Below are 14,549 nucleotides of genomic sequence, written 5' to 3'. Positions count from 1 at the left end.
CGGGGCGGGATACTGCGTCACGATCGCCCTCCGGTTCCGCGGTGACCGCCGTGCCGCGCCGGTGCGCAGTGTAGCGTCGAGCGGCATGGAATCTCGGCGCATCACGGTCGGTGACCGGGGCTGGACCCTCCGGGTGGATGGACCGGTGACCCGGCACTGTGTCCTGCTGTTCCCCGATTCCGGTGACCCACCGGATGTCTACGACCGGGTATGCGCGCGGCTGCACAGTTCCGATCTGCGGACCATTGTTTTCGAGGACACCGACGGACTGGACACCGCGGGTGTCTACGCGGCCCTCGACGAGATCGGGGTGCCCTGGGCGAACGTCGCTGCCCGCGGTTCGGGCGCCGAGGTGGCGTGGCGGGTGTGCGCCACCGGATTCGGCCGGTTCGTCAGCCTGATCGTCGCCGACCGCGGTCATCCGGCGGTCCCCCACGGCTCCGGCGCGGTCGGGGACCCCAGCTGTCCGGCGGTGGAATTGCCCACCACCGTTCTGGTGACCAAGGGGCTGCCGCGGTCGGTCGCCGACAGCTCCGGGCGGTACGTGTACGGCGAATTCCGGGTGGTGGGTATCGATGTCGACAATGTGGCTGCCGAGGCGGATCAGGAGTTCGCCACCGAGATCGTCCTGCGCACCAGTATGTGGTGAACGCGGCCGGAGCCGCTTCGGCGCGGGTCAGGGACGCCGGGACGCGCGGTAGCCGGTCAGCCAGTCCAGCCAGTTGTCCAGCTCCCGGAACGCCTCGTTCCGCGGGCCCTCCGCGGAGAGGAACACATCGTGGCGCGCCCCGTCGATCGGCACGATACTGGTGCGGTCGCCCAGGCAGCCCGCCCAGCGCTGGATCTGCGCGACATCCAGCACCGCGTCCGCCACGTCCACGGCCGGGCCGTATTCCCGGGCGAACCGGGTGAGCCTGGACCGCAGCAGCAGGGCGGGGACGCCGATATCCAGGCCGCGGTGCAGTTCGGCGTGACCTCTGCGGATGGCCCGCAACCAGCCCGCGCGCACCGGGAAGCCGTGCCGGGGTTTCCAGTCCAGGTCGTAGTCCCATTCCCCGGCCGCGGTGTGGTGCAGGCTGTCGCCGTAGGCGCTGGATTTGCCGAGCGGTAGCGCCGACTTGGCGCGGAACCGGCCCAGGGTGTTGATCACCTGGGTGCCCACCGTGCGCACGTAGGCCGGACCCTGCAGATCGAACCAGGGACTGTTCAGGACCAAGCCGCTGATACCGGCCTCGGCGGCACCGCCGGAACGGTTGAGCCGGTCCAGCCACAGCGGCGTCACCAGACCACCCGTGGAATGGGCCATGATCACCACATCCGGCCCCGCCTCGGCGCGGATGATGCGCAGTGACTCGTTCAGCTCACGGTCGTAGAGCGCCAGATCGCCGATGAAGTGGGGGGTTTGTCCCGGACGCAGGGAGCGGCCGCATTTGCGGAGATCCAACGCGTAGAACCGATGGCCCCGGGCGGTCAGATGTTCGGCGACGTGCCGGTGGAAGAAATAGTCGGTGAAGCCGTGGAGGTAGAGCACCGGACCGGCCGTGCCGGCGGTATCCGGCTCGGGTAGGTGGCGGACCAAGGTGGCGACGATATCGCCCTCGCCGTCCGGGTCGGGGCCGAGGTCGACGGTGCGGTATTCGTAGCCGTCGCCGAGGACATCCGGCTGCCAGGTAGCGGCCCGTCCCGGCGCGCTCGTACCTGCCGGGAATTCGTTCGTCACGGCCTCCAATCTAGGTGACGGCCTGTCCGCGGCGGTACGGGTGACCGCTTCACAGCGGAGGAATCTACGTCACAATCGCCGCACTGGCTGCGGATTCCGCGCGTGTCGAGGTGCACAATTAGCAGTAGTGAACGACGGGTAACCTACATTCGGCCGGGCCCGCGGGCCCGGCGTCGCCACCGATAACAGCCGCCGTACACAACTGCATATGCGCCCGTGCCCCAGCGGGCCGCATCCCGAGCGGATGTGCGCCCCGCGCACCAGGACAAGGAAGTCGAACACCCGTGCCGAACGCTGCCCAGACTGAAAAGACCGATGTAGTCCTCATCGGTGCCGGCATCATGAGCGCCACCCTCGGCGCACTGCTGCGCCAGTTGCAGCCGGACTGGTCGATCACGGTATTCGAACGACTGGACGCCGCCGCGGCCGAGAGCAGTGATCCGTGGAACAACGCCGGTACCGGGCATTCGGCGCTGTGTGAGCTCAACTACAGCCCGCAGAGGCCGGACGGTTCGGTCGATGTCGGCAAGGCGGTCGATATCAACGAGCGGTTCCAGGTATCGCGTCAGTTCTGGGCATACGCGGTGGAGAACGGCATCCTGTCCGACCCCTCCCGCTTCATCAACCCCATTCCGCACGTCAGTTTCGTGCACGGCGCCGCCGATGTGGAGTACCTGCGCAAACGGTACGAGGCGCTGGCGCGGCACCCGCTGTTCGCGGGGATGGAGTACATCGACAGCCCCGACGAGTTCGCCCGACGGTTGCCGCTGATGGCCCGCGGCCGTGATTTCTCCGAGCCGGTGGCGCTCAACTGGACCGACGGCGGGACCGATATCGATTTCGGTTCGCTCACCAAGGAGTTGCTCGCCTATATCGGGGCCAGCGGCGGCGAGATCGCGTTCGGTAACGAGGTGCGCGATCTCGCCAAACAGCGCGACGGTAGCTGGAAGGTCACCGTGCGCAATACCCGTACCGGGCGTAGCCGCACCCTGATCAGCAAGTTCGTTTTCGTGGGCGCGGGCGGTGGTGCGCTGCCGCTGCTGCAGAAATCGGGAATCAAGGAGATCCGCGGATTCGCCGGCTTCCCGGTCTCCGGCCAGTTCCTCCGCTGTACCAACCCCGAGCTGATCGACAAGCACGAGGCCAAGGTGTACGGCAAGGCCGCGGTCGGCGCGCCCCCCATGTCGGTACCGCATCTGGACACCCGGGTCATCAACGGTAAACCGGGTCTGCTGTTCGGCCCCTACGCCGGATGGACCCCGAAGTTCCTCAAGGACGGCAGCTATGCCGACCTGTTCAAATCCATCAAACCCGGCAATCTGGCCCCGATGCTGGGTGTCGGTGTCACCGAGCTGGGGCTGGTCAAGTACCTGGTCACCGAGCTGATGAAATCGCAGGCGGGCCGGGTCTACACGATGGAGGAGTTCATCCCCCGCGCCGAGGGCCGGGATTGGGAACTGATCACCGCCGGGCAGCGGGTGCAGATGATCCGCCGTAAGGGCGTGGGCGGGGTACTCGAACTGGGTACCGCCGTGATCGCCGCGCAGGACGGGTCCATCGCCGGTCTGCTGGGCGCCTCGCCCGGTGCCTCGACGTGTGTGACCGCCATGCTGGATGTGCTCGAGCGCTGCTTCCCGGCCGAATACGCCACCTGGACCCCCAAGCTGAAGGAAATGGTTCCGTCGCTGGGCGTGAAGCTCTCGGAGAACCAGGGGCTGTTCGCCGAGGTCTGGGAGTGGACCGGTAAAACCCTGCAGCTCACCGGCCGGGCAGCCCCCGCCGGGGCCCACGCCGGAGCCTGACACCGCGTCCGGCTGCGGCAGCGACCCACGGGCACCGGCCCGTGGGTCCTTTCGCGCATGCCCCACGGCTGCGATCGGCGGCATGGGGGCATTCGCGTGCATCCGGCGCCGAGGTGTGATAGCAAGGCGCGATGATGTCTACGGTTGCACTCCGACGGTCATGGGCGCAGGATCTCGACACCGCCATCCTGTACGAGCTGCTGAAGCTGCGAGTCGAAGTGTTCGTGGTCGAGCAGAAATGCGCGTACCCGGAACTCGACGGGCAGGATCTGCTGCCCGAGACACGGCATTTCTGGCTGGACGACGAGGGCGAGGTCATCGCCACCCTGCGCCTGCTCGAGGAACACGAGGACGGGGTGAAATCGTTCCGGATCGGCCGGCTGTGTACCGCGGTGGAGGCCCGCGGCCACGGCTACACCACCCGGCTGCTGCAGGCCGCGCTGGCGGAGGCCGGGTCGCATACGGTCCGGCTGAGCGCGCAGACCTATCTGATCGACCTGTACACCAAGCACGGCTTCGAGGTCGACGGGGAGGAATTCGTCGAGGACGGGGTCGCGCACGTGCCCATGCGCCGCGGTTAGCCGGATACGCAAGCGGGACCGGCCGTCCGGGTAGGGGAGAGCCGGGCGGCGGCCGTCACGTTTTAGAGTGGGGCCGTGTCCTATACCGAAACCGCCCGGCCCGCCCCCCGCACGCTCGTCACCGATGCCGGGGAGGCCGGGTTCCCCTTCTCCGCGGTGGTCGGTCAGGAACGGCTGCAGCTGGCGCTGATCCTGTGCGCCGTACATCCCGGTATCGGCGGAGTGCTGGTGCGCGGTGAGAAGGGCACCGCGAAATCGACCGTGGTCCGCGCGCTGGCGCGGCTGCTGCCGCCGGTGGTGGACGAATCCGGGGCCCGCCCGGCGCGGCTGGTGGAACTGCCGGTCGGGGCCACCGAGGATCGGGTTGTCGGTTCGGTCGATCTGGAGCGCGTCCTGCGCGACGGTGAGCAGGCATTCCGGCCGGGTCTGCTCGCCGCGGCCCACCACGGTGTGCTCTACGTGGACGAAGTGAACCTACTGCACGACCATCTGGTGGACATTCTGCTGGACGCGGCGGCGATGGGCCGTGTCCATATCGAACGGGACGGTATCTCGCATTCCCATCCCGCCCGATTCGTGCTGGTCGGCACGATGAATCCGGAAGAAGGCGAACTGCGTCCCCAGTTGCTGGACCGGTTCGGTCTCACCGTGGACGTGACGGCCTCCCGGGAGGTGGACGTGCGGATGGCCGTGGTACGGCGCCGCCTGGACTACGAGGCCGACCCCGCCGGTTTCGCCGCCGCCTACGCCCCCGCGGATGCCGAGATCGCCGAGCGCATCCTCGCCGCGCGCGACCGGTTGCCCGGGATCGCCCTCGACGATGGCGAACTGCGGCGGATCGCCGCGGTCTGTGCCTCGTTCGATGTGGACGGTATGCGCGGTGATCTGGTGGTCGCCCGGACCGCCGCCGCGCACGCCGCCTGGTGCGGCCGCGGCGCTGTCACCGCCGAGGATGTGCGGGTGGCCGCCGAGCTGGCGCTACCGCACCGGCGCCGCCGGGATCCGTTCGACGAACCGGGCATCACCGAGGAGCAACTCGACGACGCCATGCGCGAGGCGGCGGAACAGGCCGGAGATCCGCCGGATTCGCCCGCCGGCGCGGAGGGGCCCGAGCCGGAGTCCGGGGCGGGCCCGGAGCATCCCGACGACGATCCCGACGGACCCGGCGGTGGCGCCGGGCGGCCCGGGGAGGAGAACCCGGGCGGGCCGACCTCCCCGGACGGCCCAGCCCGCACCGGGCAGACGAGCGCCCCGGTGGCGGCCCCGGTCCGCCCGCCGCGCTGGGAAGTGTCCGGAGTGGGCGAAGGCGCTCCCGGCCGGCGTTCCCGGGCCCGCACCCGGCAGGGCCGGGTGGTGAACTCGACTCCCGACCTCGCCGGTGGTCTCCATCTACTGGGCACCCTGCGGGCGGCCGCGCCGCATCAGCGCGCGCGTGGCCGCCGCACCGGGCCGCTGATGCTCGCGCCGGATGATCTGCGCGGGGCATACCGGGAGGGGCGCGAAGGCAATCTGGTGGTGTTCGTGGTGGACACCTCCGGGTCCATGGCCGCCCGCGACCGGCTCGCCGCGGTGACCGGAGCCGTGGTGACACTGTTGCGCGACGCGTACCAGCGGCGGGACAAGGTCGCGGTGATCTCGGTGCGGGGCAGCGAAGCCGAGCTGGTACTGCCACCGACCTCCTCGGTCGATATCGCGGTGCGCCGCCTCGCCGGTCTGCGCACCGGCGGTAAGACCCCGCTGGCCGCGGGTCTGCGCACCGCGCGGGAGGTGGTGCTGCGGGAACGGGTCCGCGATCCGCAGCGCCGCGCCATGCTGGTCCTGCTCACCGACGGACGCGCCACCGGCGGCGCCGATCCCGTCCCGCGGGCCCGGGCGGCCGCCGCCGCGCTCGCCGGAGACGGCGTCACCGCGATCGTCGTCGACTGTGAACGCGGAATGATCCGGCTCGGCCTGGCCGCCGAGCTGGCCGCCGCGCTACGCGCCACGCCGGTGCGGCTCACCGAACTGACCGGTTCGGCGGTGGCCGAGGTGGTCCGGACCGGTGCGGCCGGTCGCCGAGCGGCCTGACGCGCACGATCCCGAACGATACCGAGGAGATCTCATGCCCAAAGGGGTACCCGAGCACGTGCCCGACGATGGGCTCACCACGCGCCAGCGGCGCAACCAGCCGGTGCTCGCCGTCCACACCGGGGCCGGTAAGGGGAAATCCACCGCCGCGTTCGGTATGGCGTTGCGGGCCTGGAACCAGGGCTTCGATATCGCGGTCTTCCAGTTCGTCAAAAGCGCCAAATGGAAGGTCGGCGAGGAGGCGGCGTTCCGCGAACTGGGCCGGGTGTACGCCGACACCGGTGTGGGCGGCCCGGTGCAGTGGCACAAGATGGGGGAGGGCTGGTCGTGGAGCCGTAAACAGGGCACCGAAACCGATCATGCCGCCGCGGCGCTGGCCGGCTGGCGGGAGATCGCCCGGCGGCTCCGGGCCGAGGAACACCGTTTCTATGTGCTCGACGAATTCACCTATCCGCTGAAGTGGGGATGGGTCGAGGTGGACGAGGTGGTGGAAACGCTGCGCGCGCGGCCCGGCAACCAGCATGTCGTCATCACCGGCCGGGACGCGCCCCCGGCGCTGCTCGAGGCGGCCGATCTGGTCACCGAGATGACCAAGGTCCGACACCCGATGGACGCGGGACGTAAGGGCCAGCGGGGAATCGAATGGTGAGCCGCGTGGGTACCCGCGGGGCGCGGACCCGGAACGGGTCCTACCGGTGCCCCGGCCGCCGGAGCGCGACGCGATGAACGCCGGGGCGCCGGGGGTGGTGCTGGCCGCACCCGCTTCCGGCAGCGGAAAGACCACGGTGGCCACCGGACTCATCGGCGCCCTGCGCCGGGCCGGCCACCGGGTCGCGCCCTTCAAAGTGGGACCGGACTACATCGATCCCGGCTATCACGGGCTGGCCGCCGGACGGCCGGGCCGCAACCTCGATCCCGTCCTCGTCGGCCGGGACCGGGTCGCGCCCCTGTACCGCCACGGCTCGGCCGAGGCGGACCTCGCGGTCGTCGAGGGGGTGATGGGTCTGTTCGACGGGCGTATCGACGACCGGTCCGCGGACCCGATCGCGGAGGGATCCACCGCGCAGGTCGCCGGCCTGCTCGGGCTGCCGGTGATCCTGGTGGTGGACGCGCGCGGGCACAGTCAGAGCCTGGCGGCGCTGCTGCACGGGTTCGCGACCTTCGACAGCGGGGTCCGGCTGGGTGGTGTCGTCCTGAACCGGGTGGGCAGCGCTCGGCACGAACAGGTGCTGCGGGCGGCCTGTGATCGAGTGGGCCTGCCGGTACTCGGCGCGCTTCCGCGACTGCCCGATCTGGAGGTTCCCTCCCGGCATCTGGGATTGATCCCCGCGGTGGAACACGGTGTGGCGGCCGTGCGGGCGGTCGAGGCCATGACCGAGCTGGTCGCTCGCCATATCGATCTACCCGCGGTGGCGGCTCTGGCCACCGCGCCGGCCCCCGGCCCCGCCTGGGATCCGCATATCGAAGCCGCGGCCGGATCCGCCACGGGGGAAACGTATCGGGAAGGGACGGGCCCGGTGATCGCGATGGCCGGTGGTCCGGCCTTCACCTTCGGTTACGCCGAGCACCGGGAACTGCTCACCGCCGCGGGCGCGCAGGTCGTCGTCTTCGATCCGCTGCACGATCCGCTGCCCGCGGACACCGCCGGGCTGGTACTACCGGGTGGTTTCCCGGAGGAACACGCGGATGCCCTGGCGGCCAACAGCGGGCTCCGGCAGGAGGTCGCGCGGCGGGCGCGGCAGGGCCTGCCCGTGCACGCCGAATGCGCCGGGCTGCTGTACCTGACCCACTCTCTGGACGGCCATCCGATGGCGGGTGTGATCGATGCGGTGGCCGAATTCGGGCCCCGGCTGACCCTGGGCTATCGGGAGGCCGTCGCATTGGCCGACTCCCCGCTGTGGCAGGCCGGCGAGCGGGTGCTCGGTCACGAGTTCCACCGCACCCGGCTGCTGCGTAGCGCCGCGGCGCCGGCGGCATGGGGATGGCGTTCGGGTGGGGAGCGGGTGCGTGAAGGCGCGCTCGTCCATGCCGTGCACGCGTCCTATCTGCACACCCACCCGGCCGGGAACCCGGCGGCGGTGAACCGGTTCGTGACCGCCGCGCGTGCCCACCGCCTCGGCGACGTGGCCGCTCCGGTCCGGTGAGACCGCGGGAAACCTACGCGGGCTCGGCTGAATCGCCGCGGGACGGACTCGCCGTCGGGCTGGGCTTACGGCCCTGCCTTCCCGCCGAGCGCATCCTGGAGGCCCTGGCGGAGGCGCTGCCCGGACAGCGGATCGCCTGCCTGGCGACTCTCGACCGCCGAGCCGCGGAAGCGGGTCCCCGGCTCGCCGCGGCCACGCTGGGAGTGCCCCTCCACGGCTGCTCTCCCGATCGGCTCGCCGGTGTCCGGGTGCCCAACCCGTCGCCGCGCGTCGCGGCGGCACTGGGAATTCCGGGCGTCGCCGAGGCCGCGGCCCTGCTCGTCGGCGGGGGACCGCTGGTCGTACCCCGGCGAGTGGTGGCCGGTGTGGTCGTCGCCGCGGCCGTGGTCCGGCCGGGCGAGGATCAGGTGTCCTGATTCCCAGCAGCCGGAACCGGAGCCCACTACGCCGGTATCAGGGCGCCACGGCCGCCAGATCCGCGAAACCGGTGGGGTCGTGCCGTCCGACACTGGCGTGTTCGAACAGGCCCCAGCCCTCGGCATCGCCGCAGCGTGCGTGCGCGATATGGTCGGTGACCCCCCACGGGATCCGTCCGGCGATATCCGGGGCGGTGAGGTCGTAGCGCCCGGCCAGCGCCCAGTCGCGGCCCTTCCACTGCCCGTGTTGCCAGTCCGGGTCGCCACCGTAGCCGCAGCCGATGTGCAGTGGTATCCCGGTAACGGTGCGGATATCGAGGGTCAGCGGCTTCCCGTCGGATGTGCACAGCTCCAGGCGTGCCCGCTCGGGGTGACGGGTTCCGGAGCGGTAGTCGATGGTGATCCGTGGCCAGCCCAGCTGCTCCACCGAACCGTCCGGGAACACCCGGACCGCGTCGTTGAGGGTGCGGTAGCCGTCGGGGTTCTCCTGGATGATCACCACGACGGCGAAATCGTCGAACCGCAGCGGTACGTACAGCCACCAGAATCCGCCCGCGTTCTCGGCGGCCGACCGGCCGGGCGGCTCGGCTTCACCGACGGGCCGGATACCCCAGGAGCGGTCCCGGGTGCCCATCCATTCCTCGGAGGAGACGGCGATCTCCTCGCCGGCGACCGAAATCGTGCCTTCCCATGAGCCGACCTGCGCGAACCGGGAGGCGTCGAGTGTCGGACGGTTCCCGGCGAGCATGACGTGCGGCTGTTCCTGGACGGCGGGGAACGTGCCGGTCCAGCGGAGGTCGAAACCGAGTTCGTCGTGTTCGCATCGCACCCTGATCCGCCGCAGCGGTTCCGCCACGTCGATCCGGTAGCCGCCGACCGCCATGTCCAGGCTGCGCTCGGTGAGTGCGTCGGAGAACCGCACCGAGACGATCTCGTCCCCCCGGCGCAGGGCGGCATAGGCATCGCGGACACCGAGGTTCGGATACACCCCGAACCCCGTCACCAGCATGAGCGCGCCGTCCCGGTTGTGAGCGTTGAAGTAACTGCGGTCGTAGAAGTTCCGGTCGCTGGTGGCCGCCCGGCCGATCGGCAGTGGGGTCTGGTGGATCGGATACTCGTCCAGGGGGCCCGGTGCCGAGGCCGGGGTGGTCTCGCTCATCTCATTCCCATCCGTAGGTGCCGTCGAGCATGGCTTCCAGGGACGCGCGGTGCATGATGTAGTCGTCGCGCTCGGCCGGTGCGGTGTCCTCACCCATATGGATCATCCGGCGTTTGATCCGCGCCATGACGATCGCGTGCCGCAGCGCGGCGTAGGTCAGATGGAAGTCCAGGTCCCGGACGGTATGACCGCTGAGTTGCTCGTATCGGGCCACGGTATCGTCGCGGCGCAGGAAGTCGGGGAGGCCGGGCATATCGAAGCCGGTGGCGATGTCCTGGAAGAACCGGTGCAGGAAGATCATCCAGGCCAGGTCCAGTTCCCGCGGCCCCAGCGCGGCCATCTCCCAGTCCAGGACCGCGATCGGAGTGAACCCGTCGTAGATGATGTTGCCCGGCCGGGCATCGCCCCAGCTGAGTACCTCGGGACCGGGGTCGGCGGGGAAATGCGCCTCGAGCCAGTCGAAGGCCCGCTCGATCAGCGGAATGTCGAATCCGTCGGCCGCCAGGGCCCATTCGTACCAGGTGCGCTGGCCGTCGAGGTGGCGGCGCAGGGCGGTCCCGGGGCCGTCCAATTGCGGAAAACGCTGCGCCGGGGCGGGAACGGCGTGGATCCGGGCCAGAACGTCCAGCGTGTTGTGGGCGAGTTCGGATCGTTCGGCGGGTGTGGCGTCGTACAGCCAGCCCGCGAAGACATACGGCGGGTTGTCGCCCGGAATTCGCCCGGCCACCCGGTCCATGACGAAGAACGGGGAACCGCAGGCGGCGCTGTCGGTTTCCAGCCAGCGCAGCCGGGGTAGCGGCACATCGGTCGCCGCGGCGATCTCGCCGATGATCCGGTACTGCAGTTCCAGATCGTAGTGCTGGAATACCGGGAAGGCGCCCTCCTCCGGCACCATTCGCGCGACGAACGACCCGCTGTCGGGCTCGCCACCGGATATCCAGTGCGCGTCGAAGAGCACCGAGGCGCTCGACAGTCCGCCGGCCTGCGGCCGGGACAGCGAACTGATCACCGGTGGTTCGTCGGCGTGTACGCGATCGCCCAGCCAGTGCGTGAGCTGTTCTGTCAGGGTGTCCAGATCGCGTCGGCTGGTGGTGAGCCGCAGATGTTCGGTGGGATCTATTTCGTCGGGCATCATCGTCCTCCTGACGCCATCCGGCCACGGCGCGGATCCGGCCCGGGCCACCGCGGCGGCGCCGGAGGTGCGCCGGGGCGCCCGGGTGCCGGAAACTGTAACGCGTTTCATCGTGGGGTGGAGTCGATTCGACGGATCCCGCGAGCGGCCGGAAGGGCGGTATCGCCGCGGTGGTGGCCCCGGCGATCGGCATCGCTCGGCGGGAAAGGCGGCATCCGGCCGGCTGAGACGGAGGAACCGGAATGATCGGGCGAGACCGCGAGTTGATCGTGAGCATGAGTAAGATCGTGTTGTCCGACAGTCTCAAGAAATACATCGATGAGAACAGGTTGTTCGTCACCGTGGCCACCATCGGCCGGGACGGGCATCCGCATCTCACGGTTACCTGGCTCGATCGCGACGGCGACGAATTGCTCTACTCCACCACCACCGACCGGGTGCAGGGCAAGAACCTCGCCCGCGATCCGCGGATCTCGGTACTGATCAACCCGCCGGACAATCCCTATGTGTACGCGGAGATCCGGGGCACCGCCACCCTCACGCCGGACCCCGATATGGTGGTCGGCAACCGGATCTCACGTAAATACACCGGGAAACCCTATGCCGAGTTCAATCCGGACTCCGTGAACGACGGTCCCCGGGTGAGTGTCCGGATCACTCCCACCAAGATCACCGGACAGTTGTGACCGACGAGGGGCGTAACCCTCCCCTGCCGCGCGCCGACGGAATCGGCGCGGCAGGGGATCACGCGGACTGCGCCTCGTCCTGGGCGTGCTGGGCGCGGGCCACTTCCGCGGCGGTGTAGCGCAGCGTCAACGCGATCAGCCCGACCAGCAGCGCACCGATGGCGGCCACCAGCAGGGCCAGGGTGTAACCGTGGCCGAGCGCGACGATCTCCGCGGGGGTCATATCGGCCGGTTTGCCGGTGGTGCCGCCTTCGGACAGGGTCCGGGACGCTGCCAGCGGGGTCAGTACGCCGATGGCGATGGGAGTGCCCAGGTTCAGGAACATCTGGCCGATCGCGGACAGCGGGCCGATCTCGTCCGGCGGCACCCCGACCAGTACGCACAGCGGGATCAGCACCATGGCGATACCGATACCGAAGCCGATCACCAGGAACAGCGGCAGCAGGGTGGTCCAGTAGCCGACCCCGCCGTCCAGGGTGGACCCGTAACCCAGCCCGACCACCAGTACCACCGCCGCGCCCACCAGCAGCCAGCGGGGCGCGATGTAGAGCGCCAGCCGGGTCGCCACCGCGCTGCCGACGCCGACGCCGACGGTGAACGGAATGAACGACACCCCGGCCACGAGAGGGCTGTAACCGACCACGTTCTGTACGAACAACCCGGCGAAATAGGTGGTGGCGCCCAGGACACCGCTGGCGAGCAGGATCACCACGAAGGTCGCGACCCGGTCGCGGCTGTCGAACAGCGACCACGGCAGCAGCGGGTTGTCGACATAGCGTTCGGCGAACACGAAGACCGGCAGCAGCACGGCCCCGGCGATCAGCGAGCCGTAGACATACGGGCTGTCCCAGCCGAGTTCGGGCCCCTCGGTGGCACCGAAAACGATCAGCGCGCAGGCCAGGGTGCCCAGGAACGCCCCCCGCACATCCAGCGTGAGGCGCTGGTGGCCGGTATCGCGCAACGCGACGAGGGCGCCGATCACGATGAGTATGCCGATCGGCACATTGATCAGGAAGATCCAGCGCCAGCTGGCCTCGGTGAGGGCGCCGCCGATCACCAGCCCGCCGACCGAGCCCAACGCGACCATGGAACCGAAGATGGCGAAGGCCTGGTTACGCACCTTGCCGGGGGCGAAGGTGCTCGCGACGAGGGCGAACGCGGTGGGTGCGGCCAGCGCGGCACCGGTGCCCTGGAACGCGCGCGCCGCGATCAGCATGGCTTCGTTTTGGGCGAGCCCGCACAGCAAGGAGGCGAGGGTGAACAGCCCCACCCCGAGCACGAACATGCGCCGCCGGCCGAAGGAGTCGCCGATCCGCCCGCCCAGCAGCATCAACCCGGCGAAGGGGAGTCCATAGGAGGTGATGGTCCAGGCGCTACCGGAACTGGACAGGCCCATCTCCGCCTGCAGGCGCGGCAGGGCGAGGATCACCACGGTGCCGTCCAGCACCACCATCAGCTGTAGCCCGCTCAGGACGAGGATGGCGAGTCCGAAGGCCCGTTTCGTCACCGGATACTGCACAGCAGGGGGGTTATCGAGCACAGTGGGTCACTGTAACCGACCGTTATCGGCGGCTTCCGGTGCGCCGGTGAAGCCGGCCGTGGGCCCGATCACAACGATCGCGGGCGGCCGGATTCCTTCGGCCCGCACCCGCTCGGCCACATCCGCGAGGGTGGCACGCAGTACCCGCTGGCCGCGCAGCGTGCCTTCCTGGATGACGGTGGCCGGGGTCGTGGCCGGGCGGCCACCCTCGCGCAATACCGCCGCGAACTGTTCGATGCGCTCCACCGCCATCATGAGCACCAGGGTGCCGCGCAACCGCGCCAGGGCCGGCCAGTCGACCAGCGAGTCCGGATGATCGGGCGGAATATGCCCGCTCACCACCACGAACTCGTGGGTCACACCCCGGTGGGTGACCGGAATACCCGCCGCGGCCGGCACCGAGATCGGACTGGTGACACCCGGGACCACGGTCACCGGGATCCCGGCATCGATACAGGCTTCCAGTTCCTCGTAGCCGCGCCCGAACACATAGGGATCGCCGCCTTTGAGCCGGACCACGAATTTGCCCGCCCGCGCGCCCTCGACGAGGGTGGCGTTGATGGCCTCCTGGGCCATTGCCCGGCCGTAGGGGATCTTGGCCGCGTCCACGACCTCCACATCCGGACCGAGCTCGGCCAGCAGCTCCGGCGGCGCGAGCCGGTCGGCGACCACCAGATCCGCCCGGGACAGCAGCCGCCGGCCGCGCACCGTGATGAGGTCCGGATCCCCCGGCCCGCCACCGACCAGGGCGACGCCCGGCGTCATCGGAGTGGCGTCGTCGGTGACCGTTCCCGACTGCAGTGCTTCCAGGAGCGCCGTGCGCACGGCGGCGGAACGCCGGTGCCGTCCGCCGGCGAGGACGCCCAGGCTCATCCCGGCGTAGCGGGCGGTGGCCGGGGTCACCGCGGTCCCGGATTGCGCGTGATCGGCGCGGACGCAGAAGATGCGGCGCCGGGTGGCTTCCGCGACGACGGCGGCATTGGTCTCCGGTTCGTCCGTGCAGGCGATGGCGTACCAGGCGCCGTCGAGATCCCCGTCGGTGTAGGCGCGCAGTGTGAGCGTGATCTGTCCGGCTCCCGCCATTCCTTCGACGGCGGGGGTGGCGGTGCGGGTGATCACCTCGACGGCGGCGCCCGAGGCGATGAGCAGGCCCAGCCGGCGCTGTGCCACGCTACCGCCGCCGACGACGACGACCCGTCGCCCGTTCAGATCGAGTCCCACCAGGTAGTTCGAGTCCCCGGCGGACAGGTTGTCGGTATCGGCTGACGTATTCGGCACAAGGCTCGAGCCTACGTCCCAGTG

Annotated in this window: 13 protein-coding genes; 8 read left to right on the top strand and 5 right to left on the bottom strand. The window is 70.0% G+C overall.

The window, feature by feature from the left end:
• The first annotated feature begins 85 nt into the window (after positions 1–85).
• Positions 86–649: an alpha/beta hydrolase gene (locus ACYR7D_RS26460; protein ID WP_459547221.1), complete on the top strand. Its 564-nt coding sequence runs from the start codon at positions 86–88 to the stop codon at positions 647–649.
• 27 nt (positions 650–676) lie between these two features.
• Here the strand turns inward: ACYR7D_RS26460 and ACYR7D_RS26455 are convergent, their stop codons facing one another.
• Positions 677–1,720 carry an alpha/beta hydrolase gene (locus ACYR7D_RS26455; RefSeq protein WP_459547220.1) on the bottom strand — a complete coding sequence of 348 codons (1,044 nt, stop codon included), beginning with the start codon at positions 1,718–1,720 and terminating at the stop codon, positions 677–679.
• A gap of 341 nt (positions 1,721–2,061) precedes the next feature.
• On the opposite strand from ACYR7D_RS26455, the gene mqo reads away from it, so the two are divergent.
• The 6 genes from mqo (at position 2,062) to ACYR7D_RS26425 (ending at position 8,730) form a co-directional block, all read left to right on the top strand.
• Positions 2,062–3,522: a malate dehydrogenase (quinone) gene (gene mqo, locus ACYR7D_RS26450; RefSeq protein ID WP_459547219.1), complete on the top strand. Its 1,461-nt coding sequence runs from the start codon at positions 2,062–2,064 to the stop codon at positions 3,520–3,522.
• A 131-nt stretch (positions 3,523–3,653) separates the two neighbouring features.
• Positions 3,654–4,103, top strand: coding sequence for a GNAT family N-acetyltransferase (locus ACYR7D_RS26445; RefSeq protein WP_459547218.1), 450 nt, complete (start codon positions 3,654–3,656; stop codon positions 4,101–4,103).
• A gap of 156 nt (positions 4,104–4,259) precedes the next feature.
• A complete protein-coding gene (locus tag ACYR7D_RS26440) occupies positions 4,260–6,170 on the top strand; it encodes a VWA domain-containing protein (protein WP_459550302.1) in 1,911 nt (636 codons plus the stop codon).
• A 34-nt stretch (positions 6,171–6,204) separates the two neighbouring features.
• Positions 6,205–6,819 (top strand): cob(I)yrinic acid a,c-diamide adenosyltransferase, encoded by a 615-nt coding sequence (gene cobO / locus ACYR7D_RS26435; protein WP_459547217.1) that lies wholly within the window; start codon positions 6,205–6,207, stop codon positions 6,817–6,819.
• A gap of 73 nt (positions 6,820–6,892) precedes the next feature.
• A complete protein-coding gene (locus tag ACYR7D_RS26430) occupies positions 6,893–8,314 on the top strand; it encodes a cobyrinate a,c-diamide synthase (RefSeq protein ID WP_459547216.1) in 1,422 nt (473 codons plus the stop codon).
• Positions 8,311–8,730 carry a cobalamin biosynthesis protein gene (locus tag ACYR7D_RS26425; RefSeq protein ID WP_459547215.1) on the top strand — a complete coding sequence of 140 codons (420 nt, stop codon included), beginning with the start codon at positions 8,311–8,313 and terminating at the stop codon, positions 8,728–8,730. The genes ACYR7D_RS26430 and ACYR7D_RS26425 overlap by 4 nt, the downstream gene beginning before the upstream one ends.
• A gap of 37 nt (positions 8,731–8,767) precedes the next feature.
• Here the strand turns inward: ACYR7D_RS26425 and ACYR7D_RS26420 are convergent, their stop codons facing one another.
• Together ACYR7D_RS26420 and ACYR7D_RS26415 are read right to left on the bottom strand one after the other, a co-directional pair.
• Positions 8,768–9,889 (bottom strand): hypothetical protein, encoded by a 1,122-nt coding sequence (locus ACYR7D_RS26420; protein ID WP_459547214.1) that lies wholly within the window; start codon positions 9,887–9,889, stop codon positions 8,768–8,770.
• Position 9,890: 1 nt separating this feature from the next.
• The gene (locus ACYR7D_RS26415) at positions 9,891–11,024 is read right to left on the bottom strand and encodes a phosphotransferase family protein (protein ID WP_459547213.1); all 1,134 of its coding nucleotides are present in this window, start codon (positions 11,022–11,024) and stop codon (positions 9,891–9,893) included.
• Positions 11,025–11,296: 272 nt separating this feature from the next.
• Between ACYR7D_RS26415 and ACYR7D_RS26410 the strand changes: the two genes are divergently transcribed.
• On the top strand, positions 11,297–11,707 hold the full coding sequence (locus ACYR7D_RS26410; protein ID WP_459547212.1) for a PPOX class F420-dependent oxidoreductase: 411 nt from the start codon (positions 11,297–11,299) through the stop codon (positions 11,705–11,707).
• Positions 11,708–11,765: 58 nt separating this feature from the next.
• On the opposite strand, the gene ACYR7D_RS26405 is transcribed toward ACYR7D_RS26410, so the two are convergent.
• Both ACYR7D_RS26405 and cobA read right to left on the bottom strand, forming a co-directional pair.
• Positions 11,766–13,247: an MFS transporter gene (locus tag ACYR7D_RS26405; RefSeq protein WP_459547211.1), complete on the bottom strand. Its 1,482-nt coding sequence runs from the start codon at positions 13,245–13,247 to the stop codon at positions 11,766–11,768.
• A gap of 6 nt (positions 13,248–13,253) precedes the next feature.
• Positions 13,254–14,525, bottom strand: a complete 1,272-nt coding sequence (cobA, locus tag ACYR7D_RS26400; RefSeq protein WP_459547210.1) for a uroporphyrinogen-III C-methyltransferase — start codon at positions 14,523–14,525, stop codon at positions 13,254–13,256.
• Positions 14,526–14,549: the final 24 nt, after the last annotated feature.

The sequence above is a fragment of the Nocardia sp. X0981 genome (genome assembly GCF_977089955.1).
The sequence above is the reverse complement of the archived record's forward strand: the minus strand, read 5'-3'. Positions and strand labels throughout refer to the sequence as shown.